The sequence below is a fragment of the Candidatus Latescibacter sp. genome, assembly GCA_030692375.1.
Taxonomy (GTDB): domain Bacteria; phylum Latescibacterota; class Latescibacteria; order Latescibacterales; family Latescibacteraceae; genus JAUYCD01.
On record JAUYCD010000137.1, the window covers coordinates 1 to 25,293 of the forward strand.

Here is a 25,293-nt window from a genome sequence, read left to right on the forward strand (position 1 = left end):
CGGTACAATCCTTTATTTGTACCAACCCAGAGATAACCATATTTATCAAAAGACAAACCCCACACATTATCAGAATTTAAATCATATACCCAAGAAGGATGAACCCACCAATCCGGAGCATACGTTTTCCAGGCATAACTATCGAAACTGGTAATACCAATATTCGAACCAAACCATTTGACATTATTCCTGTCTATTGAAATGGCTCTACAAAAACCTGTTATACCGGTAATATCGGATTTAAAAGTGAGTAAAGAATTTCTATCATAGAAAATAATTACACCTCCCCCTCCTACCCATATATTGTAATTATTGTCAATAGCTAATGAACCTAATTCTATAGGATCCATAGGCAAAATGTTTGGAGAGACAGATGAATAAGGGCGAATAATTTTTCGCAAAGCATTACCAGAAACATTCCATATAATGTTATTATCTTGAATATCATTCAAAAGTACTATACTTGAACCAATATAATAACCAGATGTAGAATATATTACTTTCCATTTTCCGCTTTGATCCTTCATAACGATATGGAATTCATCGATGGAATTCTCTCTTGAATTAGTTGTATACGTTTCCATCACCCCAATGAGAACCGTATCATAGGCATCAACAGCAATGGAATTAATCCGACCCGCATAATATAAATTCCCCGGTTGATCGCCAGACAAACCCAGGGTATCACGGTCATAATTAATCCATCGAGAACCGTCAAAGGCGCTGATATTATATCTTCTAGCCTCCATATGATTTGGACCAAAAACCCCAAGATTATCACCTCCGATAGAACCAATCCATTTAACCCCCCGATGATCAATGGTGATTGTAGAGATACTGTTATCCGCCAAACCATCTGCCGTAGTAAAAACCTTGAAAGTTTTCTTTTTTATATCCCAGAGAACCACACCTCCATTCGTTCCGACCCAGAGGGAATCTCCTTCAATAGCTATGGCATTTACTACATCCAGACTATCGATATGAGTAAGATACGGGGTCCATATACCTTCGGCGAAGGCATTGCCATATAATAAAAGAAGCAATGTCGAAATAATAATTGTTCTCATCGTTTTCATGGCTTCACCTCCGGAAAAACTTCAGTCTACTATTTACTGCAGAAGACAAAAATAATTCCGTATTTCGGAACACATTATTTTTGCAGGGGTTCAGCATGCTGAACCCTTACATCCTTCATATTTCATATTTCAGATTTCAGACTTCTTTTCTCGCCCAGTTTTCTAGCCAGCGGTAGTGCGGGGGCAGATACGCGCTTTTGGTTTCGGCGGCGATGCCGCTCAGTTTGGCGAGCATCTGTCTTTCCTCGGTCGAGAGGGCCGGTTTGTAGGCTGACCGGAGATTGACTTTCACCTCCTCCATGGTATTCATGGCCGGCATGGCGCAGTCCACCTCGGGGATCTGGTACACATAGCGGAGCATTGCCTGGGCGATTTGGACATCGCCTTTTTTCAACAAGTCCTGTTTTTTGGCAAGCTCGACCATGTGGTCGCTCCCCATGGGTTTTATCCCGAGGATACCGAGCCGCATCTTCTCGCAGCGGGGAATGAACGCGGTGTAATCGTTGTCGGTGTAGCCCTTCTTGTCGGTGAAATACCCGTTGTTGTGGTGGAAGTTGAACGGCAGCATCACATAATCGAGAGTGTCGCCGTACTGGTCGAGGTATTTCGTCATCTGGTTTACATCATGGGTAACGACGCCGATAGAACGTATTTTCCCGGCCTTTTTGTTCTTGTCCAGGAGCGCTATCCGCGTGTCGTTCACAGTATAGGTCCGGTAGCAGTCGATGTAATCGGTCTGGAATTTCACCAGGGCGCCGTCTATCTCTTCCTGCGCTTTGTCGTCTGTCAGAACCAGACAGACAGAGACGACCGTATTCTTACGGAATCCCTTGAGGCTTCTCCCCATCGGCTCGAACTGGAGATAACCGCTGTGATCGTACACATCGAAAAAATTGATCCCGCCTTCATACCCGGCTTTGATCATCTGGTCGCGGAGTTTGGGATTTGCCTGGCATTCCTTTTTCAGGTGCGAACCGAACCCCAGCATGGATACCTCGATTCCGGTCTTCCCCAGCACCCGCCGTGGAATGGAGCCCTGTGCAGCGGAACCGGCGCTCCGCATGACTGAACACCCTGCGATGGGTAGGGTTGCGGCTGTTCCGATGCCTTTCAGAAAAGTTCTACGCTTCATGTTTTTCCTCGTACATGGTAAAGAATTGACTCTCGCAACCTCACCCGGCCTTCGGCCACCCTCTCCTGAACAGGAGAGGGTAAAGAAATGGCCCGCCGTGAGTTACCCCCTCTCCTGACTAGGAGAGGGGGACAGGGGGTGAGGTCTAAAACACCAGAAAATAATGTAAACCTTACTTTTTTGCCGGAGCATATTTTAAAAGGCAATACAAACATACTGCGGTCATGCTAAACAGCACAATGAAAATAACACCAAATACAGAAAGGCGCAACGGTTGATTTCCTGCTTATTTCTCTTTATTTACAAATGAGCGCATGGTATATTTTCTTTTCGGAGCCGAACTTGTTTCGGCGCCTATTCCATAAACGCAAATTGATATAAAACGTTGCAAATAATTCAATTCTTTTTCAGGAGAAGATAAATGGATGATCGCAGAAGTTTCATAAGGAAAGGCATCGCGCTCGGAACTGGCGCGCTGGCCCTCTCCGCGCTCTCAGGGGCAGAGGCGGCTGAGAAACGTCCCCCCTTTGTAAGGCGGAAACCGTCCGATCTGGTTGAGGTGGGAATGGTTGTTTCTCATGGCAGCCACTCTTACAATATCTGGGGCGAAACCATGAATCCGCCCCAGGGGAAAATACGCACTACCGGTATGATAATGACAAAGGTCTGGAGTTTCCGTCCTGAGTTCGCCAAAAAGTTCGCGGAAAAATATCCAGGAGTGACCGTTGTCAAAAACATGGAAGATATGGCCGGAACGGTGGACGGCGTTTATATCGACGCGGTTCCAGCAGTTTCCCTCTACCATCTCATGGCGCGGCCGTTTCTCCTGTCCGGGATACCGACCTTTGTGAACCGTCCTTACTGCACCTCGATCGAGAAGGGGAAAAAGATGATCGAGGATGCACAGAAAGGGGGCGCGCCCCTGATGAGCAATTCCACCTGGGAATTCACCGAGAGCGTGGGAGATCTTCAGGTCAAAGCCTCTATCATGCCTTCCATCCTCGGTTATGTGGCGCACAATTCCATGAGCGATTACTACAGCCACGGCGTCCATGGGGTGTATTACATCGCCGCTGTCCTAAGGAACGAGCGGAAAAAAGGCCGTGGGAAATGTCTGGCTGTATCGTACCTGACCCCTGATTGGAGAACGCCGCCCGGCGCGCTTTCCTATATTCATGAGAACCTGAACGGGTCCTTTTTTTACGGCCAGCTTCACATGCAGGGCGGTATGGACGGCAATGCTTACATGCGTCTTCTGGGCGACAGGAACGGCGATTTCGAGGGGAAAATTCCAGCAAGTCCCGGCTGGTTCCGATATAACACCTGGAACGCCATGCAACTGGTCATCCAGGAGATGATCGAGACCCGTAAAGCTCCTGAGAGCGGAGAGGATATCATGGAGAAAGCCTACATGTTCCTCATGGGATTCAAATCCGTTCTGGAGAAAAAAGGCGCCCCGGTTACCCGAAGCGAAGTCGAGGGATGGGAATTGTTTCCGCCCTCGCTTGCGGTCAAGAAAGGCAAGGAACCTGCCGACAGCGCCTTTGAGGACCCGTATACGCCGGAAGAACTCAAAAATCTGGAAAAATATCTTACGTGACACCTGCTGAAAGGGACGTTATGGCAATCACCAAAGCAGTTATACCGGTAGCCGGTCTGGGGACCAGGCTTCTTCCCGCCACCAAAAGCCAGCCGAAAGAAATGCTCCCCATCGGCCGTAAACCCATAGTCCAGTATGTGGTCGAGGAGCTTGCAAAAGCCGGGCTGGAAAATATCCTCTTTGTCACCGGCCGCAAGAAACGTTCCATCGAAGATCATTTCGATTTCGCTCCCGAGATGGGTGAAACCGGCATGGAGTCGGATATTCCGGGCAATCTTTCATTTTTCTATATCCGTCAGTCAAGCCCGAACGGTCTGGGAGACGCTATTTCCTACGCCGAAAAATTTGTCGGCTCGGACAGCTTTGCCGTGGCGCTCGGCGATTCGGTGATTCAGTGCGGCGATCATTCAAGCCTTCTAAGGCGGATGATGGAATTTCACCAGAGCGAGCGGGCGAGCGCAACGGTGGCTTTCATGGAGGTCGGGGAAGAAGATGTGCGCAAGTACGGAATCGCCAAACCCAAAGGCCGTCCCGGGGCCATGTTCGAGGTGGAAACGATGATTGAGAAGCCGCAGCCTTCAGAGGCTCCCTCACGGCTGGCGGTTGCGGCGCGGTATATTTTCGACCCGGTTATTTTCGAAGCGCTCAAACGCACGCCGTCGGGCAGGAAAGGTGAGCTCGAGATCACCGATGCCATGAACACCCTGTTGAAAATGGGACGCAAAGTGATCGGAATCCGGCTTCGCAGCGATGAGAAACGGTATGACATAGGCGGATTCGAGACCTATTTCAAAGCTTTCCTCGATTTCGCCCTCGACGACCCGGAATACGGCTATATGATCAGGCAGTACATGCGGTTGCGCCTTCACGAGGTATGACCTTGTCATGAAATTCACTTACTCGGCTCCGGGAAGGTGCGGGATTGTGGGTAATCCCGCAGACATGTACGGCGGCTCGGTCATCTCCTGTTCCACCCGTGAGCGGGCCTATGTATCGGTGGAAGATAATGACATCCTGGAAATCGTGGTGGAAGGACAGGTCCGTACCATACGCGGGCCGGAGGATTTGCGGCAGGATGGGGGAATCTTCGACGCTGTGCTGGCCGCGCTCGAATATTTCGAGCTGGGAAAGACCCCCCTGCGCATCACGGTAACCTCGGAAATCCCCATACGGGCCGGGCTTTCAGGTTCAACCGCCGTCTTTACCGCACTCGTGGCCGCTCTCCTCGAATGGATGAACTCGAAAGGTCTGCTCGTCGAAGAGAAATCCGTCTGGAGCGTTCAGGCTTATAAAAATCCGTATATGCTGGCTGAAACAGTCCGTCATATTGAATTGTATTTTCTTAAAATCGTGTGCGGATATCAGGATGCCTATATGTGTACGTTCGGATCGCTCCGTTTCCTGGATTTCCGCGGCAAAGAAAACTACCTTTCTCTGGACCGTGAGCCTCTGGGCTTAGCAGAAGACCTCGCTCCTTTTGTACCCCGCTTGCCGGTTGTACTGGCTCATACCGGAGTGCAGCGAGTATCCGGCTCGGTGCATAAGCCGGTGCGGGATCGCTGGCTGGAAGGGGATCCCCTGGTTGTGAACGGCGTCCTCCGTCTCGCCCACATCGCCCGCATGGCAAAGAAAGCATTACTCAGCGGCGATTGGGAACTGCTCGGAGAAGCCATGACCGAGAACCACGAGATCGTACGGTCGTTCGGCTCGTCCTCGGAGATAAATGAAAAGGTGATACGCGCAGCGCTCGATTCCGGAGCGATTGCAGCCAAGCTTGCCGGCGGCGGGAAAGGCGGCACTATTATTGCCCTTCATCCCGAACCGGAAAAGATGGCTCAGGCTTTTAAGGATTCCGGGATCAAGAGAATCATGTTTCCGGCGCCTTGTGACGGTTTTCGATTTGAAGCGAATTTTGTATAGACGTCGATGCCATATTTTACTTTGCCAAACCAGGGAACTAATTTTCCCTAATTGTTCATGACTATGTATATGTAGATGCCGAAACAAGTTCGGCATGACAATTGTCATCCTGAACTCGTTTCAGGATCTACTATCTCGTGTAAGTTTATATAATATCATGCCATTAATATATCGATAAGGGGTCACTCATGCAGGCAATTATTCCCATGGCCGGATCGGGAACCAGGCTCAGGCCGCTTACCTACTCCAAACCGAAAGCTCTGCTCCGAGTCGGTTCGAAGCCGATCATCTCCCATATCGTCGATATGCTCCTCTCTCTCGGGTGCGATAATCTCATTCTCATTGTCAGCCGAGAGGGCGCAAACATCCCCCTGTTTGTTCAGGATCGCTATCCGGGCATCGGAATCGAGACGATCATCCAGGAAGAACGGCTCGGACTCGGGCATGCGGTGAACCTGGCGGCGGATGCGGTTCACGATGACGAATTGATTGTCATGTATGGCGATACCATTATAGACGGCGATCTCTCCCATGTGCGTTCCATAGAAGGGGATGGTGTTATCGCAGTAAAAACGGTGCAGGATCCCCGCCGGTTCGGCGTGGTGGAATTGAGCAACGGAATCATTACTAAATTCGAAGAGAAACCGGCGATACCCAAATCTAACCTTGCTATCGTTGGATTCAATTATTTCAAGAAACCGCGTATTCTCTTTGAATGTCTGAATCAAATCATTGCGAAGAATATCAGGACCAGGGATGAATTCCAGATTACCGATGCTTTTGATCTCATGCTGAAACAAGGTCTCATTTTTAAACCGCTCGTAGTTGAAGGCTGGTATGACTGCGGCACTCCGGAGTCCCTCCTGGAAACCAACCGTTTCATGCTGGATAAGGGCGGCCACATGCGCCAACTGCCCGATTCCATTATCATTCCCCCCGTGTTTATCCCCGATAATGCCGAAGTGACCCATTCAATCATCGGACCTCATGTTTCGATCGGAGATCATGCCATTATCCAGTATTCCCTCATTTCTGACAGCATCATCGGCAGCAATGCCAGGGTAATCCGCGCATCGCTTGTCGGCTCTCTCATCGGAGACAATGCTGAAATCATCGAAAGGCCGCGCAGACTGTCTCTGGGAGACAATTCAAGCCTTGACTTTGAATTGTCCGAAATGTAAATTCAGAAGCCCCCTAACCCTCTCTCCCTTTCCCCCGTTCCGGGGGCAAGGGAAGTCATTACTCCGAGGTCTCTTCCTGCCCCCCTTGGGGGGAAGGATGTCCAAAGGACAGAAAGGGGGCTGCTTCAAATATGACTTTTGCAAAAGTCTCTAGAAATAACCACTTTTTCTCAACCCTTTTTAACGAGGAGACGCAATGGCAATCGATAAACCCAAGCCTTCATTTATCGACACCGACATCACCATGGAGGAGTATCCCTACCGTATTCCCAGCCCGCCCAAAGTGGTGCGCACCCTGGACATCGATGACGTGGAGAGGGCCAGAAGATACCGGAGGCTGTACGGCGGCTGTCTCAGCGATGCCCTCTGGCTCACCGGAATTGTAAATACCATTCTCGATCACGGAATAAAACCCCTCAAAGAACATGATGTCATTGCAGGCCGCTGTCTTCCCATCAAATGGCATTCCCTCGCTCCCGAATCCCACATGACCGAGGCGGAAAAGGACGCCCGCTATCTCAAATGGAAAGCGGAAGGCTCCCCCCAGAAACGCATGATGCGGAGTGTTTTCCCCGGATGCGTCCTCGTTTTCGATACCGGAGGGGACATGCAGGCCGCCACATTCGGCGAAATGAGCTGCCAACTTGCCCGCTCACGGGGCTGCGTAGGGGTGGTGAACTCCGGAATGACCCGTGACACCCAGTACATCTTCAAACTGGGTGATTTTCCCTATTTCTCCCGCGGCACGACGCCGAACGCTTACGGCGGCTGGCGGATCATCGATGTCAATGTTCCCATTCATATCAAGGGGCATCTGACTCACTATGTAATCGTCAATCCCGGCGATTTCATCTTCGGGGACAATGACGGGCTTCAGGTCATTCCCAAAGCGTATGTGGATGAGGTGCTGATCCGTGCCGAAGAGATTTTCGACTTTGAGAATGCCGAACGTCAGGCCATCCGTGACGGTATGCCCATCGACAAGGTCTATGACATGTACGGGGATTTATGATGCGAAGATGAAGAATGAATTGATACCAAGTTGCGTTCAAACAGGTAACATAGGTAACCGGAGTGATTCCAATAGATGCTGAAACGGCTTCATCGTTCCCGCAAAGCGGCAACAAGTTCAGCATGACATTGAAAAAAAGAGGAGGTTGCAATAAAGCGCAATCTCCTTTTTTTTTGGCAAGAATTTATTTTTTTACTTGCTTGTGATGAACAGAATAGATTTATTGTAATATTATACGCGAACGAAGATTATCTAAAGAACAGCAGTTTTCCGGATCGAGCACCCGCAAGCAAAGGAGATGCATCATGTCGGCCCAACAGTTCCAACGGTCTTCGACTTTTCGGCCAGTGCGCCACCATTACTCGGGGCCTGGCTGGCTCCCGGTCCTCCTGATGGTCGGCGGGTGCCTCGGCGGACTCGTCCAACAGGGATATGCCCAAAACCCCTTGTCAGTCCTCTCACCCGGTCGTCCGGTAGAAGGCGTAATCACGAAGCAACCTCATGCCTACGGCCTCAACCTCGTCGCCGGGCAATTCCTGCGGTTGAAAGGGGAGGGTGATCGGCTCTTGCTGCGCCTGATCGGGCCTCGCGGCGACACACTCCAACTTAACAACACCCTGATGTTATCACAGGTCGTGCAGGAGACGGGACTCCATCGGCTCGATATTGATCGATGGTACGGGTTGCCGGTGGCGCAGCGTTCGGTGGCGCTGCCTTATAAGTTACGGGTGGACGAGTTGCTTTCGCCAGCGCGCTATGCTGCACGGCTGGACTCACTTCGGAGCGATCCCCGCGTCGCGTGGCTCGCTCAGCACGCCATCCCTCTGCGCTCCCTGGCGACCGATGACGATGACTTCAACGACCTCCGGCCGCTGCGCGAAGCAATCGGTGATGCGCGGGTAGTCCTGCTCGGGGAGGAGAGCCACGGCAGCGGGAATATCATCCGAGCCAAGTCGCGGCTGGTCAGATTCCTCCACCAGGAAATGGGATTCGACGTCGTGGCATTCGAGTCCAGCCTCTACTTCATGTGGAAGGTCTGGCAGCTCATGCAGGCGGGGCACGACCCGGGCGTCTGGTCGTACGCCGCCGATTTTCAACCGTTGGCGCGTTACTTGGGCCAGCAGGCGGTCGGCCCGCACCCGCTCGAGGTCTCCGGCGTTGACTTCCAGTTCAGCGGAGACCTCTCCAGCCAACAACTCGTTTCCGAGCTTAGGGAACTCGTTGATCGCGAGCACCTCGGGGAGGAAGGGAAGAACCTTGTTAAGGGCTTCTGGACCACTCTCTCCGGATTCGTGAGCGGCACCTCCCAGTGGCACATCCAGCAGGACGTCTTGTCGGACCTCCGGTTGCTGGCCGAACGACTCGCCGGTGCGGGCGAAACCCGCTCCGCCGCAGAGGGACGAACGCTTCGCATGTGGGCGCAGGTGTCACGGAGCCTCGCAGAGTACATGGCGTTCGACTGGATTGAGTCGTATAACGATCGCCGAGACCGCCAGATGGATCGGAACCTGGCGTGGCTCGGTCGGGAGTACTTTCCGGGACGGAAGATCATCGTCTGGGCAGCCAACGTTCACGTCCTTCGCCACCCGAATCGGCTCCCCCAGGCAACCATAGTGTCTACAGTTGGGATGGACCAAGCGGTTCGAGAGGTTTTCAGCGATCGCTCCTTCGTCATTGTTGCCACGGCCTACAGCGGTCAGTACCGGATGATCGGGGGGAGCCGCACTTTCACCGTTATGTCAGACCAGGACCCCACGTTCGAACTAGAGGAGCTCATGGCAGCGACCGGCCTGGAGCAGGCCGTGGTCCCCCTGAGGAATTTGCCAGCGGGCGGCGACTGGCTCCGTTCTCCGATTTTTTGCCGGATCTTTAACTATAAGTCGATTCTGGGCACGTGGCCGGATCACGCGGACGCGATTCTCTTCATGCGGGCAGCCACGCCAACTATCAGGATTCCCCGATAGCCCGTGAGCGTGCCGCGGCTCAGCCTAAGTTGTTCGATGAATATTTGGGAATTGTGATAATTGTAAAGATCTATAGGCAAACCACCATAGCCGCCCCCCCCTTGAATTGAAGAAAGACATGCGCAATGCATGGTAAATGAGGAGGCTTTATGCAACTTTTTAGGAATGCATCAAAACTATTGGCGGTCATTCTCCCGGGTCTTTTATTGGCAAGCGTTGGCTGCAAGCGCGAACCGCAACTCGAGAAATTCATCTCCCCCGCTGCCTTCACCCAACAAAGGTACGAAAAACCACCACAGGAAATCCTGGACGTTCTGAATGCACCGCTGCCGCCCGAGCCCTTCCTAAGCCCGACGCACGACAAAATAGTGTTCGCGCAAGCGGTACGTTATCCGCCCATTTCTGATTTGGCTGAACCGATGCTTCGTCTGGCTGGCATACGGATCAATCCACGCACCAATGCAGAACGCAGCTGGACATACTACTTTCTTGGGCTGACTTTGAAGAAACTCGCTGACGGCACTGAAACTCCGATCTCTCTGCCTGCCCATGTTCGTATTGGCTCTCCACGATGGAACGCCAACGGGACTATGTTTGCATTCACGAACGAAGCCATAGACCGGGTCGAGCTGTGGGTGGCGAACGCTGCCACGGGGAAGGCGCGGTTGTTGTCAGGGCTGCGGATCAATCCCCTTCTGTACTATTCGGTACAGTGGATGCCAGACCAGAAGACGCTGCTTGTGAAGCTCGTACCCACCGAACGCGGTGCTCCACCGGAACAACCCATCTCCCCCCCGGGTCCGAAAATCCAGGAGAGCTCAGGCGCGTCTGCGGCCAGCAGCACTTATGAGGTTCGGGATGTTCTAAAGAGTCCCTATGACGCGGATCTGTTCGATTACTATACCACTTCTCAGCTGGCGTTGGTGGATGTAGCCTCTGGGAAGGTGAGCCGCATCGGTAAGGCCGCCATTTTCGGCAAGGTTGTTCCCGCGCCCGGAGGGCATTATTTGCTGGTCGAACGTATTCACCGTCCATACTCCTACCTACGCACATATTACCGGTTCCCCAAAGAGGTCGAAGTGTGGACAACGAGCGGTGAACTGGTTGAAACTCTGGCGAGTATACCCCTCGCAGAGAAGGTCCCGATCGATGGTGTACCCACTGGTCCTCGCGACCATGCCTGGCGCCCCACCGAGCCGGCCACACTCGTCTGGGCTGAGGCGCTCGACGGGGGTAATCCCAAAACAAAGGTACCCCACCGCGATCGTTTGGTCCTCAAGCCGGTCGGGGGAACAACCACTGAACTCTGCAAGACCGAGCAACGATTCAATGAACTGCATTGGATCGAGATGGGGGGATTGGTTCTTGTCTCCGAATGGACCCGTGATCGTCGTTGGACCCGCACTTTTATCGTCAACGCCGATGACCCTGCAAAACCCTCCCGGCTGTTGTGGGATATGAGCTTTGACGAGAAGTACAAGCATCCGGGATATCCCGTTTACCGTGTCTTGCCGGCAGGATCCTGGGTGGTAATGCGGCAGAATGACTGGATCTACCTCGATGGCGTCGGGTCTTCCCCCGAAGGTGATCGCCCATTCATTGATCGACTGAACCTGACCACGCTCAAAACAGAACGGCTCTTCCGCTCGGATCGATCAAACTACGAGTACTTTGTTGACTGGGTGAATCCAGCAGAAGGAACCTTCATCACGCGGCGGGAATCACCTATCGATCCTCCCAATTTTTTTATTCGGACCTTGGCGCAGACACCCATGACAAGAGCACCTGAGGGAGAAGCCTCCTGGATGTCAACCTCGCGTGCCATCACAAAATTTCCCGATCCGGCGCCTCAACTGCGCGGTATCACGAAGCGCCTTGTTACCTATACACGCGACGATGGTCTCCCCCTGTCGTTCACGCTCTATCTGCCCCCAGATTACAAACCAGGCACTCGCCTGCCCACTTTCTTCTGGGCCTACCCGCTTGACTACGCGGAAAAGGAGGTCGCAGGTCAGATCGAAGGATCTTCCAAACGGTTCACGACCATTGAAGGCACCTCTGAACTCTTCTTTCTGCTTCAGGGATATGCCGTGCTGGACGACGTAGCAATGCCTGTTGTCGGTCCCCCGGAGACTGTTTACGACACTTTCATCGAGCAGATCGTCTCAAACGCCAAAGCGGCTATTGACAAGGCTGTTGATCTGGGTGTGACCGATCCGGAACGCGTTGGCGTTGCGGGCCACAGCCAAGGCGCGCTGATGACGGCCAACCTGCTCGTGTATTCCGACCTGTTCCGTGCAGGCATCGCTCGGAGCGGCTCCTATAACAAAACGATATGCCCCTTCGGATTTCAAAATGAGATTCGCACGCTTTGGCAGGCCCGCGATGTATACATCAAGCTCTCGCCAGCCTTGCAGGCCGATAAGATCAACGAACCGTTGCTCCTGATCCACGGCGAACTGGATCAGATTCCCGAGACTGTCCCGCTGCAGTCGGAAAAGCTCTTCGAGGCCATTCGTGGAATTGGGGGCACCGTGCGTCTTGTCATGCTGCCCTGCGAGACCCATTATTACACTGCGCGGGAGTCAACAGAACACGTTCTCTACGAAATGCTGTCGTGGTTCGACCGCTACGTGAAAGCAGCACCGCCGCGGGCACATCAACCGGGCGCTGCCAATAAGTGAAATGCACGCCCTGAACAGGTGATCGGTATACAACTTCATGGCAATTGCCTTGATCTTCTTTGCTGGAAGCCATGGGGACAGAGCTTGCCAAGAGGATACTCGATAATGCCAACAACTGGCTGCACCGGATGGCCGCCAAAAAAACGGCTGCCCCCGGTGAGCCCTACCTGTTAGCCGGTTCTTCGCCTTCCCCAGAGTGAGTAATCTTCGACCTGACAGAGGCGCACAATTGAGCGGCGCTGGCTACGGTATCCACTGGCCCGATTTGGATGAGGATATCGGTGTCGAAGGCTTGCTGCTTGGCAAAAAGTCCACCGAAAGCAGCGCCTCTTTAGAGCATTGGCTAAAGAGGCGGAAGAAGGTCTAGCCCAGGGCGCCGCCATGCATGCTGGTGGAGCGAACGAAAACAACGTGTCGCTCAATAGTGAAGCGTTCTCCGGTGATACCTCTGGAAAAACTCCGCATCTTATGAGGATCAGTCTAATTATTGTTAGGCAAGCATAGGGCAGGAGGCAGGAGTTCAGCATCCATGGGCTCAAATAATTAGGGAGGAGGACACTTGAACAAGACATGGAAATCAGTGGGACTGTTGACAGGTTTGACGGCTGTGGCTTTTTCCACGGCCACAGCCGGTGAGCTCGATTCGAGAATGGAGAATATCGTCCGGCAGTTCGTCGAGGTATGCAAAGGCAAGGTGGAGGCGGAGGCCACCCTGGCCGTTTTTCCCTTCCAGACCGATGAGAAGCTGGCCAAGAAGAAAGTGGATTACGCCGTGGGCGAGCTTCTAACGCATAAGCTTCTCCAAGGCAGCAAGTTTAAGCTCGTGGAGCGAGCCCAACTGCTGACAGTGCTCGAGGAGCTGACATTGAGCATGTCCGGAGTCATCGAGAGCGAAACCGCGGCTAAAGTCGGCGAGCTTCTGGGCGCGCGGCTTGCGGTTCTTGGAGGGGTGAGCCGACTCGGCAAGTCCTACCAGATTGTGGCCAAGCTAGTGGACATCCAGTCCGGTCAGATACTCGCCTCGGAGGTGCAAGAGGTATCCATCCAGGTCTTCGATGAGGAAGCGGCCGCCTACCTGGTGCTTGTCCCGGAGCGTCAGGCGATCGGACTCTACCTCGCATACGCCAGAGGTTTTATCTCCGTAAGCGAAGTCAGGCCACAGACCAATTTCGGGGTCACCGTCACACCTACGAATCCGCCAGGTACACATGGGAGTAAGGTGCCGGGAATCGGCGTCCGCTACTTTCCAATTCAGAACTGGATGCTGGATTTAGCCATCATGTGGGAGGTGGATTCCTTCCTGGGCGATCGGTATGGTTCTGATAGCGTCTTCACGGTGTCTGGGGGGCAGCTCATGAGCAACACTATCCCGACGGTGGAGGTCAAGGGGGTAGCGTCTCGAGTGATATTTAACCGGGTCTGGCGGTCCTTGACCAGGTTCCGGATATTTACGGGAGTAGGCGTCTCGCACTTTATGCCGCAGAAACCGGACCCACAGGCGGCGATTTGGAGAAAGATGGACGATGTCACAGTAGTCAGCGTGGGACACCTCAAGGCACACCTGACTAACAAAGGGCTTACACCGTTGGTTCGCCTGGGCCTGGAATGGAAGCCACAGGCTCGGTTTGGTTGGGCAGTCTTCGGCAGCTATCTAAGCGCCAGCGATTACCGCCTTACCGCGACAATGACCCGGCAAAAAACCGGGTCCAACGCAGTAACGGGCACGGTTGACGATATAACTGTTTACCAGCACAACAGTCGGTTCTCCGTCGAGACCTCGCTGTCTCTCTATTTCTGAACCCGGAGGATTTGAAATGGTTTTCCTGGTGATGATTTTTCTTTTGAACATATATCCCGCAATGGGATCGTATTATATGTTTAAAAAGTATTCCATGAAAACGTTGAATCCCTTCTCCATGGAACTGATTATCCGGTCGCCGAACCTGATCCGGCCATATGTTTACCGTAAAGCGTATACACCTTATCTGCTCATCAGAGATGATGCATTCAACACCAAAATTCCCCCCGTTGATTTAAAACCCATATCAACTTCCGGATTTGAGACGGAATTCAATAAGTATACGGAGGAATGGGGAAGATTCCTGAAGCCGCTCGTATTCGATACCGGTCTCAGCGGCCGGGAATCAACCGTTACACTCTCTTTTGACATAGATGAAAAGGAGAGTATAGACAATCCTACAGTAAACGAGAACTGGGTCCTTCCCGATCCGAAAGACAAAAAGGCTGTCCGGGGGGAAGTTTTTATCGGAACAGCCTCGGGATCACAGTTTAATCCTCCGGAGGCGGTCAACCGGTCCCTGTCTCTCCTCTCGAGGGCTGTCGGCCGGTTTACCCGCATCAAGGCTGTAAACCGGGGGTTCATCCCTCTCGATTCGGAAGATTTATTCAAGACGCCGTTTATCTTCATTGCCGCCGATAAAACGCTCAGTCTGAACGATGTGGAAAAACTGTATATTGCAAGGTATATCCGTGAAGGAGGATTTGTTTTTATTGAAAGATACAAGCTTGATAAGCTGGAAAGCGATACCCGTCTCCTGGTGGATTCTTCCCTGCATAAGCTCATGACTGAGATATTGGAGAACACCGCTCTATGGAAACCGATCCCCCCTGACCATCTCCTGTTTCACTGTTTCTACGACTTCCCGGAAGGCGCTTCCCTTGCAATCGACCATAGCACTATTACGGATAACCAGGTACAGCCATCCGAGCAGAAAAAGTCTTTTCTGGAAGGGTTATGGATAAACAAACGGTTGGCGGTGGTATATTCCGACCGCGATTATTCGGCGTTATGGAGCGATTCGTCCGAACCCTCGCCTCAGGTGCAGATAGGTGTCAATCTGGTGGTATTCGCTCTCACACAGCCGGGAGGCATGGCCAAAGATACCGCGAAGGCTTCGGAACGATAAAAAGGAAAGAATACAGAAGAAAAGATTTTCTCTCGCAAAGTTCACAAAAAAGTCTGAACCATGACAGGATTCAAGGATTACCATGATGACCCTGAAACGGTTTTATCGTTCCCGTGAAACGGCAACAAGTTCAGGGTGACAGGTGTCATGCCGAACTCGTTTCGGCATCTAATCATGCGAATCAGTGGTTCAGACAGTCTTTCATTTTTAGAATTGAAGATGGAACAGGCATTGCATGATACCATGCGGGTTCTGTATTCTGAACGGATTTCCTCCCTTTAAAACCAATTGAGGAGGAACAGACCACCCAACCTCCGATGTGCCAGCTTTATTGTTGTTATATATATTGTATATTATTTAACATTATGGTTGAAAAATCCCTTTTTCCGGTGAATTTCATGGCTTAAGAACGAATTTTATATTTTCTTGCGTATTTTTTCAAGAATTTCAACGAGAAGATTTTTTTCATTGTCGGACAGAACCGAGGTAATCTCCTCGATCCTTTTCATATATACATTCTTTGTGCTGTCAAGAATTTTCATGCCGTTATCTGTAATCTCCACCAGATTGATTCTGCGGTCCTCGCCATCCGGAATTCTCCTTACCCACCCGGCCTGCTCCATACGGTCGACCAGCCCGGTAACATTTGAGCGGTTCACCAGAAGCATATGGCCAAGTTCAGTTTGATTGAGCGTCCCATTTTCAGACTGTGTTTCCAGAATCATCAGAACATCGAACTGTGCATTGGTAAGACCGTACGGGCGAAATAACTTCTGGGCTTCCTTTATCAGAAGATTGGCCGTTACAATGATATTGAGCAGCGTTTCATGGCCTTTGTGTTTCACGGGTTTTAAAAAACCCAACTCATCCTTTAAACTCATTAAATCCCCCTTATGTATTGTTAGCATGTGAACAATACATATAGAAATATTATGTGTCAAGCAAAATTTTTTTTAAAAAAATATCATTTGGTAAGTATTTTTGAAAATATTGCGACGTGATTGCACATTTAGATCCTGAAACGAGTTCAGGATGACACGGGTCATGCCGAACTTGTTGCCGTTTCTCGGGAACGGTGAAACCGTTTCGGCATCTATATACGATCATGAACCTTATCTAATGGCATACCCGGATAAAAAATTTTAAGGGTTAAGTGAGCGCCATTCACATCTCAGATTATCCGTACATTTTCACCCCCACCCGGGCGGCGGTTTCTTCGATAAATCGCTTCGCACCGGCGTATTTCTCGTCGGGCATGTGTTCGATGAGAAGCGTTCGGGGATATGTAAGGCGGCTCAGTCCCACAAGATAAGTTTCGTAATCCAGCACGCCCTCGCCCGGCGGAACTTCAGTGAGGTACATCGACATCTTGTCGGGCAGGATGTAGGAATCCTTGGCGTGGGCGATGGCAATGTGTTCCCCGAGGAGGTCGAACGCCTCTTCGAAAAGCTCTGTCGAGCGGAAATAGAAGGCGATGTTCATCATGTTCACCGGCTCGAGGCAGACTTTGAGACGGGGATCGCCCACATCCTCGATAAGCTGCTTGTGTGCGCGCGGGCAGTTTATCGTGGCCATGTTGTCCGGTTCTATGACCAGCGATACCTTCATTCCGGCGGTGTCTTTCAGGATTTGCTTCATCACCTTTACCGAAAGTTTCCAGGTTTCCCATGTCCAGTTATCCGGGTGAGGAGCGATTGCAGATGAAGCGCAGCTCCCTGTATGCGTGGTAACATGCGGGCAGCCGACCCGTTCCGCCGCCTCACATTCTAAGATGGTCCAGCGGTTTTCCTTCTGACGTTCCGCCAGGTCGGGATGGATGTTGTTCGCATTGGCGTGCATGTCTACAAAGGCGACATCGTAGGTTATAAGAGCCTCTTTCAACTCGCGGATTTCCGATTCGGGGGCATCGAGCCAAGGGCTCCGGTTAAGACGGCCGGGAGCGGAAACCCCTGCAGTGTAGCCGGCGTCGCGAATCCTTTTCACCATCTCGGTGATGCTTATGCCCTTCGGATAGTCCAGAGTGGTCTTGGACGACCAGGCGGCCAGACGGAACGGAGTCGGGCCGGGAGTCAGGCTGCGCTTACGGTTCGCCGGGGGACTCCAGGGAGACAGGAACGGCGAAGAGGATACAGTACGGCTTGAAGAGGACCGGGTTGCTGCGCCCGCTTTTCCGGCAGTCAGTCCGGTTGCTGCCCCGGCGGCCAGTATATCTCTTCGGGAGATTTTTTTCGACATATCAGGCTCCAGATTGATCACGTTTACTTATACTTTGCTCTTATCAATAAGGTTGTCAGTCCGTTGGAAGACATACCCTGTGAATCCCAGATCCTCGCAGCGTCCCATGAGCTCGCGGCAGACCTTTTCCGGCCAGACATCGCCCTTGATGACCGGGTGAACGGGGAGTTTTCCGTTATTGATGGCGGCCAGACGGGTCCACTCGTGGGTGAGGAGCCGTATGGTGAGATCGGGATTGAACAGTCGGTAAAATCCCTCGGGAGTGAAACTGGCGTCCGGACTGGATAGACCGAGCACCTTATGGATACGGTCAGCCGGGAGACCGATCTCGTCCCAGCCGAAGAAGCGGGTCACCACCGTGAGAGCGGTGGACTCTTCAAGGCCCGGAACCCACGCGCAGAGTTGATCCGCCCAGGCCGCCACCGCGGAAACGTGCTGGGAATCACACCAGGAAAGCGGATGAAAAGCGTCCGAAGCCCCTTCGAGAAAATCGGCGAAGTTGTGCCCCACATAGATGGAGAGTGTCGGGTTGTGAGTATCGGTAATGAACCCGCACCGTCCGTTGGTGGCGGTGCGCGCAGCGGCGTTGATGCGCTTGAACTGGTTCCCGACCAGTTTCGCCCGGAATACGATCCATTCCATGACCCCGTCGTTGTCCCCGAGGAGAGTGAGGAAGTCGCCGAAGGTGAGCCGCGACTTCGCCGCTTGCTCCACCGTCCGGCGGTCGAGATGTTCCAGACGGCGCCGAAGGCCGGTCATGGCCCGCTTCATGGCGGGGAAGTTATACCCCAGTTTCGCCGCTTCCTCTTCGCAGCTGGGGCAGGCGCATCCGAAAAGATTATGCCAGAGCGAGGGATTGATGTATCGGTAGTGGGAGACATACAGGGAATCCGGGCCGTATGTCTTCGCGCCGTAAGCGAACACTTCCGGCTCGAACTCCTTCACAATGGGCCGGGAGAAGCAGGCGGTTCCCGCCCACTCGCGAGAATACCGGATACGAGGCAGGTCCAGGAACTTCACTCCCTCGAAAGTCTCCGCGCAGATAGGACGGCACTCCTCGTCGTAGTGGTGTCCGGTGTAGTAGAGCCAGAAGTCCATGCCGCGGCGATGCGTTTCTTCCACAGCCTTGAAAACCCCCGAATCATCATCTGTATGGGCACGTGCGCAGAGGGTGCGTTTCGGCCCGAGTGGATTTTTCGCCAGCAGGTACGGCGGGAGCTTGATGGGTGGGGAGCAGAGGAGCACATTCACTCCCAGCCGCTTCTGGAGAGCATCTATGAATTTCGGTTCCTTGAGGATTTCATCGAGCGTGGCGTAATATCCGATGAGTTTCTTCCCGGGAATCCCGGTAACCCGCGGTCTATCGGCTGCACGTGCGGTTGACGCCATTCCAGCCATCACCGCTCCCGTTCCCAGAGCCAGGAACGCGCGGCGGCTGATCTGCATTTTTCTCATTAACATCTCCTTCTTTTATCATTTGTATCATACGAATCAGTGGTTCAGACAGTTTTTTCATCCTTCACCATAGATTTTCACCCCCAGCCGCGCGGCGGTTTCTTCGATAAATCGTTTCGCCCCGGCATACTGATCATCCGGGATGTGTTCGATAATGAGCGTGACCGGATTTTTCAGGCGGCTTAGCCCGACCAGATAGGTTTCGTAATCCAACACTCCTTTTCCGGGGGCGACCTCGGTGATGTAGGCGGACATCCGGTTCGGCAGGGTGTAGGAGTCCTTGGCGTGGGCGGCGATGATGTGGCCGCTGAGGAGCGCGAAAATTTCCTGGATGAGTTCCGTGGTCCTGAAGTAGTTGCCGAGGTGGATCATGTTCACCGGGTCGAGGCAGACTTTCACACGCGGGTCTCCTATCTCTTCGATAAGCCGGAGATGAGCCCGCGGATTGTTCATAGCTGTCATGTTCACCGCCTCGATGCCGAGGGGTACTTTACACCCAGCCGAATCCTTGAGTATCTGCTTGATTCCGGCGACCGATTTCCTCCAGGTTTCCGGTGTCCAGTTGTCCTTGTGCGGCGCGACAGCCGACTCTGTGCTGCATGTTCCCGTGTGGGTTGTCACCATGGTGCAGCCGATACGTTCGGCCGCTTCGCACTGTTCGGCCACATACTTGTTGTTTTTGCGCCTCTGCGCCTCATCAGGATGGATATTGAACGTTACCGTATGCAGGTCAAAGAAAGTCACATCATATTTCCGCAGCGCCTCCTTGAGTTCGTTCACTTCGGATTCAGATGCGCCGAGCCAGTAATTCCGTTTTATTTCAGGGTAGTATGCGTTCCCGGAGGAGTAACCGGCGTCACGGATGCGTTTGACAGTTTCGGTGATGCTCATACTGTTCGGGTAGTCCAATGTTGTCTTGCCTGACCATGAAGCAAGCCTTATTGGAGTCTTCCCCGGAGTAAGGTCTCGTTTTAGATTAGCGGGAGGACTCCATGGCGTAAGAAACGGGGGCGAGGATACCTCGGGTTTTGAATTCTGCACTGAAAAAATTGTTCCCGCACCCAGGAATAATCCTCCTGAAACTGTCCCGGCAGCCAGCACCTGACGTCGTGTTATGCGTTTTGACATGAAAGAAGACCTCCATGTAAAGTGACAAAGTGACAAAGCAAAATAATTGTCTGAACCACTGATTCATATGATGCAAATGATTAAAGATGATGAAAAGACTGTCTAAACCATGATACGCATGATACCATGATTAGCCCGAATTTTAAAAGGCTTGTGAAAAACCCTGTTTAATTGATAGATGCCGAAACAAGCTCGGCATGACGTCATCCTGAACTCGTTTCAGGATCTAAATGATAATAATAACCAACTTTTTCACAAGCCTTTTAAGATTGATTCTTCATGGTAATCCTTGAATCATGAAAATCAAGGTTCAGACTTTCTTTGCGAGATTTTTCTTTTTAATTTCAATAATAATGATTCGGCAAAAAGTATTAAAAAGCTCTCTGAATTGACGAAAACCTCACCCGGCCTTTGGCCACTCTCTCCTAATTAGGAGAGGGTAATAGCAAGGCGAATAATGAGTTACCCCCTCTCATGACTAGGAGAGGGGGACAGGGGGTGAGGTAAAGAAACACCAGAAAATAATGTAAAAATTACTTTTTACCGGATCATCAATAATAATAACGCACAAACATCGAATTTGTTATAATTATCTATCCTAAATGCAAACTTAATTTCAGTTTGGGAGGTTCGATCAATGCATATACTCCTTTTTTTTGCCGTATTGGCGCTGCTGCCTGCGGGTGGGGTATTCGCCCAGGATGCACGGTTAACGCCCTCTTACGATGAGAGGTCGAATTACATCCGCGATTTTCCGGGAGTCGATATCGATGTACAGCCGTTTGTAAACACCTGGAAGGATTCACCGATACATGCCGGGCATGGGGGCTTTGCAGAACAGGAAATTTTCACTCCCGGCGATCCGGTGAATCCTCCCCGCAAGGGAGCGGTGCTGAAATACCTCAAAACCTTCAATCACGCTTTCCTCTATGGCGGACAGAAAACCGCACTCGTGAAGCATGACGGTGAGCAGGTGGTTTTCTACATTATGGAAGGGAGCGGGCTCGTGGAAGCCGGAGGGAAGACCCTCGAAATAAGGGAGGGCAGCGGTATTTTCATTCCCGCAGACCTGGAGTACAGGGTCATCAATACTACAGGGAAACCTATAGAGGCAGTTATCATTGTTGAGGGAACGCCCCCCGGTTTTAAACCGGCGCCGAACATGGTGGTGCGGAACTACCGTGATGCGGCTCCCGGCTTTTGCTGCTGGGCATACACCACCTACGGTCTGTTCAGCAGAAGCGACGGTTTGGCCGAACCGATGGGCATTGCAGTGGTGGCTGTCGAGAACTACGGCATGGGGTCGCCCCATTTTCATGTGGAAGGCTGCGAGGAAATCTGGCTGAAACTCAAGGGAGAGGAAAATCCCCTTCTTCTCGGGAAGAAGCTCCTGCGCCAGAATATCGGAGATGCCTTTTATCCTCCTCCGAACGGCCTGATACCGCACGCCGTTATCAATCCCACCGAAACGCCAATGTTCTGGCTCTACATAGGAAACCGTCACGACAGACCTTAAAGCAATTAATAGACATGATTTACAAGATTTACAAGATTAAAATTATATATTTTATTCTGTTCTTGTTAATCATGTTAATCCTGTCTAATATTTTTTTTCTTTCTCTGCGAACTCAGCGGAAACATTATTTCAAAGGATAATTGCCCATGAAAAGACGTGAATTCATCGTACAGGGAACAACAGGGGCGCTTGCTGCCGGTCTCGCCGGATGCGCTACTAGAGGAAGAGAACCCCTCAGGGTTAAACAGGAGCTGACCTTGATCGATCTGGACAAAAAGGTGTCCCGCCCCAAAGGGACCATGCCAATGGGAGAGCTTGGTAAAACCGGAATCAAAGTATCAAAGTTCGGTTTCGGTTCCCACATGCGCGAGGACATGGTAAAGTATACAAAAGAGCGTGAATGGATGGTTCGCGAAGCTTTGGACCTGGGGGTGAACCTGTTCGATGTCTACGACGAAGAAAGCGGCGCATTCCAGTACGAACCGATGGGACGCTATCTTGAGCCGGTCAAAAACCAGGCGGTCATCTCCATCACCATGTATCCCAACAAAGGACTGACAGTCGAACAGGAGTTTGAAAATGATTTGAGAGTATTTCGTCGGGACTATATCGACATGGTTCGGCTACATGCCTGGAAGCGCCCCAGAAACCAGAAGGAATTGGATGATCAGCAGGGCCATAAGTGGGAGTGGTGGGAAACTCTTTTCAAGTACAAGGAAAAAGGCCTTATCCGCGCTGTCGGCGTCTCTTTCCATAGACGTGAGGACATTAAGCAGCCCCTCGCTGAGCTGCCCCTTGATTTTGCGATACTGCCATACAATTTTTATCACAACTGGACATGGGCGGCAATGCCGCCTGACACTGTTCAAACCCTCATCCCCGCTATCCGTAAGAAAGGCATCGGGGTAATCTGCATGAAACCGTTTGCAGGGGATCATCTGGTGATCCCTTTCTCTCGGCTTGCAGCCCAGTACGATGAGAGCCGTACAGTCAATTTCCCCCAGGCATGTCTGCGGCATGTGATCAATTCAGGCCTTGATTTTGACACGACCCTGGTCGGCATGTTCAATCCCTACCATGTTTACGAGGACATCGCCGCCTATTTCAGCCCGCAGATGTCCGACGAAGAGAGAAAAGTCCTCACGGAAATCCGAGGCTCGGTGCACGGAATCACAGCAGATCTCCTGCCCCCGCACTATCAGTTTTTGGAGGAGTGGGCTTGAAAAAGAGAAGGCGCAGCAGGGGAAAGAGAAAAACTGTCCAAAGCCCAAAGGGAAAGCGGAAAGAAGAAAGACCAAAGACAAAAATTAAGAGAAGGGAAGATTAATACGGTTTGACAAACGAATGAAAAGAGAGATATAATGCTCACTATATAGGAAATACCGGCCGCTATTAGAATAGGATACTTTTATGTCAAAGAAAACACAAATAGGGAATCTACCGCCGCGCTACTCTTTCATGCTTAACCCCTACCAGGATTTTCGCTCAACCAAATGTCCAATGAGTGATTTGTTTAATCACACGGCGGATTTCAAAGAGCACTACGATTTGAAAATTGAACCGGGAGGATGGCGACCGGCGGAGGATAAACAATGAGGGATGTTTTGAATTGTGCTCCCCTCGCCCGCGACTGAAAGGAGCGGGAGAGGGGCAATGGGGTGAGGGAATGAGTCTTTTAACGCACCGACAGTGCTACGGAACTCCCTCTTCTTTTCATGAGCCGGCTAGATTCGTTCGCTCGCAGGCGGGCGGTGCGCCCAAACGGTTTTACGGGCTCTTTCCGCGGTTGTTTGCGCAACGGCACACCGGACGAACTCAGCTTAAGGTCGCGCAGTCCGGCAATGTATGAAGAGTGGAACGGATGGTCTTCGTCTGCGGTGATCGGTCGCCTGGTCAGCTTCTCGATCCCCTGGAGCAGGGCGACTTCTCCGGCGTCGCAAAACGACAGCGCGGTACCGAGCGCTCCGGCGCGGGCGGTGCGTCCGATGCGGTGTACATAGCTTTCCGGGTCTTCCGGCAGATCGTAGTTGATGACGTGCGAGATACCGTCCACATCGATCCCCCGGGCGACGATATCGGTGCCGACGAGCACCTTGATCCTGCCCTGGTCGAATGCCGAAAGCGCGCGCTGACGGGCGCCCTGGGTCTTGTTCGAATGGATGGCATCGGCGGAGATGCCGTTGCTGGAAAGCTGCCGAGTTATACGGTCGGCGCGGTGTTTCGTGCGTGTGAACACCAGGGCGCGGCTGACATGTTCCGCTTTCAATATGTCGGTGAGAAGGTCGCGCTTGTTCTCTTGCTCGACGAACAGAACCTTCTGCTCGATATTTCCGGACACGGAGGCGCGGGGGGTTATTTCCACCCGTGATGGGTCTATCAGCATGTCGGAGGCGAGGTCGGCAATTTCCCAGGACAGCGTGGCCGAGAAGAACAACGTCTGCCGGGCTACGGGAAGTTTTGACACGATCTTGCGCACATCTACGACAAATCCCATGTCGAGCATACGGTCGGCCTCATCGAGAACGAGTATTTCGACGCGGTCGAGGCGAACAAATCCCTGATTGTAGAGGTCGAGCAGGCGTCCTGGGGTCGCCACCAGAATATCGGGGTTTCTCTGGAGCGCCTTGATCTGTGACGGCGCTGGCACTCCACCGAGAATGACGGCTGTGCGCAGGGGAAGGTGACGGCCGTAGCAGCGAAAGCTCGCTTCGATCTGCAGGGCGAGTTCGCGGGTGGGTGTCAGAATGAGCGTGCGGATAGGCCTGGGACCGCGCTGCCCCTTTTGTTCATGCAGCATGTGCAGTATGGGCAGTGCGAACGCCGCCGTTTTTCCGGTGCCTGTCTGCGCGGTGGCCAGAAGGTCTTTTCCCGCGAGCGCAATGGGAATTGCCTCCAGTTGTACGGGGGTCGGGATTTGATAACCCTCCTCCGTCAAAGCGCGGAGAATGGATTCGTTTAGTGATAGGTTCTTGAAGTAGTCTGTGTTCATGGGCTCCTGTCTTGGTTGCCCGAGATCAACGGCGAAGCGGTCTCGGATAAGCACTCAAAACAGGTTGTGGTGCCGAGAAGTGACGCAGAAAATCATCGGAGTATGCCTTGGTAGGCGATTAAAATCGATATAATATACTAGGAATTCAACAGTTATGCAAGTTATTTAAAGAAAAGAAATACCTTCAGGCATTACGCATAAAAAACGGTTGATACTGTTGATACTATTATGTGTAAAAATTGCTGTTTTTACCGTGAGGAGCTATATTTTTATTCTGGCTTATGACTTCTATATTCTGTATTCTTCCTTAACGCTTGTTGTGAAATTCGTTTTCGTATACATTTCCTTTGGTATATTGAATACTGATTTGGTGATAAAATAAAATACTTATTCCCGGAGAGACCTGTTCATGAAACTTCATATTCCAGTTTTATCGGCTTTGATCGCTTTCCCCCTTACTATTTCTCCGATGTA

Annotated in this window: 21 protein-coding genes; 14 read left to right on the plus strand and 7 right to left on the minus strand. The window is 51.9% G+C overall.

All coding sequences use genetic code 11. From position 1 onward, the window contains the following. On the minus strand, nucleotides 1–1,076 hold a 1,076-nt coding region (locus tag Q8O92_08430; protein ID MDP2983340.1), incomplete at its 3' end, for a two-component regulator propeller domain-containing protein. 136 nt (nucleotides 1,077–1,212) lie between these two features. Further along, nucleotides 1,213–2,208 carry an aldo/keto reductase gene (locus Q8O92_08435; protein MDP2983341.1) on the minus strand — a complete coding sequence of 332 codons (996 nt, stop codon included), beginning with the start codon at nucleotides 2,206–2,208 and terminating at the stop codon, nucleotides 1,213–1,215. A gap of 421 nt (nucleotides 2,209–2,629) precedes the next feature. Here Q8O92_08435 and Q8O92_08440 point away from each other — a divergent pair, with 421 nt between their 5' ends. The 11 genes from Q8O92_08440 (at nucleotide 2,630) to Q8O92_08490 (ending at nucleotide 15,496) form a co-directional block, all read left to right on the plus strand. After that, nucleotides 2,630–3,808, plus strand: a complete 1,179-nt coding sequence (locus Q8O92_08440; protein ID MDP2983342.1) for a hypothetical protein — start codon at nucleotides 2,630–2,632, stop codon at nucleotides 3,806–3,808. 20 nt (nucleotides 3,809–3,828) lie between these two features. After that, on the plus strand, nucleotides 3,829–4,686 hold the full coding sequence (locus tag Q8O92_08445; GenBank protein ID MDP2983343.1) for a sugar phosphate nucleotidyltransferase: 858 nt from the start codon (nucleotides 3,829–3,831) through the stop codon (nucleotides 4,684–4,686). Between the two features lie 7 nt (nucleotides 4,687–4,693). Continuing rightward, the gene (locus Q8O92_08450) at nucleotides 4,694–5,728 is read left to right on the plus strand and encodes a hypothetical protein (GenBank protein ID MDP2983344.1); all 1,035 of its coding nucleotides are present in this window, start codon (nucleotides 4,694–4,696) and stop codon (nucleotides 5,726–5,728) included. Nucleotides 5,729–5,916: 188 nt separating this feature from the next. Next, complete coding sequence (locus Q8O92_08455) at nucleotides 5,917–6,909, plus strand: sugar phosphate nucleotidyltransferase (GenBank protein ID MDP2983345.1); 993 nt, start codon at nucleotides 5,917–5,919, stop codon at nucleotides 6,907–6,909. Nucleotides 6,910–7,105: 196 nt separating this feature from the next. Next, the gene (locus Q8O92_08460) at nucleotides 7,106–7,921 is read left to right on the plus strand and encodes an RraA family protein (protein ID MDP2983346.1); all 816 of its coding nucleotides are present in this window, start codon (nucleotides 7,106–7,108) and stop codon (nucleotides 7,919–7,921) included. A gap of 305 nt (nucleotides 7,922–8,226) precedes the next feature. Further along, the gene (locus Q8O92_08465; protein ID MDP2983347.1) at nucleotides 8,227–9,885 is read left to right on the plus strand and encodes an erythromycin esterase family protein; all 1,659 of its coding nucleotides are present in this window, start codon (nucleotides 8,227–8,229) and stop codon (nucleotides 9,883–9,885) included. A gap of 149 nt (nucleotides 9,886–10,034) precedes the next feature. Beyond that, nucleotides 10,035–12,569, plus strand: coding sequence for a prolyl oligopeptidase family serine peptidase (locus Q8O92_08470; protein ID MDP2983348.1), 2,535 nt, complete (start codon nucleotides 10,035–10,037; stop codon nucleotides 12,567–12,569). Nucleotides 12,570–12,640: 71 nt separating this feature from the next. Next, a complete protein-coding gene (locus Q8O92_08475) occupies nucleotides 12,641–12,769 on the plus strand; it encodes a hypothetical protein (GenBank protein ID MDP2983349.1) in 129 nt (42 codons plus the stop codon). Continuing rightward, nucleotides 12,766–12,936 carry a DUF2442 domain-containing protein gene (locus Q8O92_08480; protein ID MDP2983350.1) on the plus strand — a complete coding sequence of 57 codons (171 nt, stop codon included), beginning with the start codon at nucleotides 12,766–12,768 and terminating at the stop codon, nucleotides 12,934–12,936. Before Q8O92_08475 ends, Q8O92_08480 begins: the two co-directional genes overlap by 4 nt. Before the next feature lie 192 nt (nucleotides 12,937–13,128). Continuing rightward, entirely contained in the window at nucleotides 13,129–14,367 is a 1,239-nt protein-coding gene (locus Q8O92_08485) for a CsgG/HfaB family protein (GenBank protein MDP2983351.1), read from the plus strand. A 16-nt stretch (nucleotides 14,368–14,383) separates the two neighbouring features. Continuing rightward, nucleotides 14,384–15,496 carry a DUF4159 domain-containing protein gene (locus Q8O92_08490; GenBank protein MDP2983352.1) on the plus strand — a complete coding sequence of 371 codons (1,113 nt, stop codon included), beginning with the start codon at nucleotides 14,384–14,386 and terminating at the stop codon, nucleotides 15,494–15,496. Nucleotides 15,497–15,912: 416 nt separating this feature from the next. Here the strand turns inward: Q8O92_08490 and Q8O92_08495 are convergent, their stop codons facing one another. The 4 genes from Q8O92_08495 to Q8O92_08510 form a co-directional block, all read right to left on the minus strand. Beyond that, the gene (locus Q8O92_08495; GenBank protein ID MDP2983353.1) at nucleotides 15,913–16,377 is read right to left on the minus strand and encodes a MarR family transcriptional regulator; all 465 of its coding nucleotides are present in this window, start codon (nucleotides 16,375–16,377) and stop codon (nucleotides 15,913–15,915) included. A 295-nt stretch (nucleotides 16,378–16,672) separates the two neighbouring features. Beyond that, the gene (locus Q8O92_08500; protein ID MDP2983354.1) at nucleotides 16,673–17,731 is read right to left on the minus strand and encodes a sugar phosphate isomerase/epimerase family protein; all 1,059 of its coding nucleotides are present in this window, start codon (nucleotides 17,729–17,731) and stop codon (nucleotides 16,673–16,675) included. A 27-nt stretch (nucleotides 17,732–17,758) separates the two neighbouring features. Beyond that, the gene (locus Q8O92_08505; protein ID MDP2983355.1) at nucleotides 17,759–19,186 is read right to left on the minus strand and encodes a hypothetical protein; all 1,428 of its coding nucleotides are present in this window, start codon (nucleotides 19,184–19,186) and stop codon (nucleotides 17,759–17,761) included. A 57-nt stretch (nucleotides 19,187–19,243) separates the two neighbouring features. Beyond that, nucleotides 19,244–20,314 carry a sugar phosphate isomerase/epimerase gene (locus tag Q8O92_08510; protein ID MDP2983356.1) on the minus strand — a complete coding sequence of 357 codons (1,071 nt, stop codon included), beginning with the start codon at nucleotides 20,312–20,314 and terminating at the stop codon, nucleotides 19,244–19,246. A 637-nt stretch (nucleotides 20,315–20,951) separates the two neighbouring features. On the opposite strand from Q8O92_08510, the gene Q8O92_08515 reads away from it, so the two are divergent. From Q8O92_08515 to Q8O92_08525, 3 genes are all read left to right on the plus strand, one after another. Then, the gene (locus Q8O92_08515; protein ID MDP2983357.1) at nucleotides 20,952–21,830 is read left to right on the plus strand and encodes a cupin domain-containing protein; all 879 of its coding nucleotides are present in this window, start codon (nucleotides 20,952–20,954) and stop codon (nucleotides 21,828–21,830) included. Nucleotides 21,831–21,976: 146 nt separating this feature from the next. Next, nucleotides 21,977–23,053: an aldo/keto reductase gene (locus tag Q8O92_08520; protein MDP2983358.1), complete on the plus strand. Its 1,077-nt coding sequence runs from the start codon at nucleotides 21,977–21,979 to the stop codon at nucleotides 23,051–23,053. A 187-nt stretch (nucleotides 23,054–23,240) separates the two neighbouring features. Next, nucleotides 23,241–23,426, plus strand: a complete 186-nt coding sequence (locus Q8O92_08525; protein MDP2983359.1) for a hypothetical protein — start codon at nucleotides 23,241–23,243, stop codon at nucleotides 23,424–23,426. A gap of 79 nt (nucleotides 23,427–23,505) precedes the next feature. Here Q8O92_08525 and Q8O92_08530 read toward each other — a convergent pair whose 3' ends face one another. Next, nucleotides 23,506–24,819 carry a DEAD/DEAH box helicase gene (locus Q8O92_08530; GenBank protein MDP2983360.1) on the minus strand — a complete coding sequence of 438 codons (1,314 nt, stop codon included), beginning with the start codon at nucleotides 24,817–24,819 and terminating at the stop codon, nucleotides 23,506–23,508. Nucleotides 24,820–25,293: the final 474 nt, after the last annotated feature.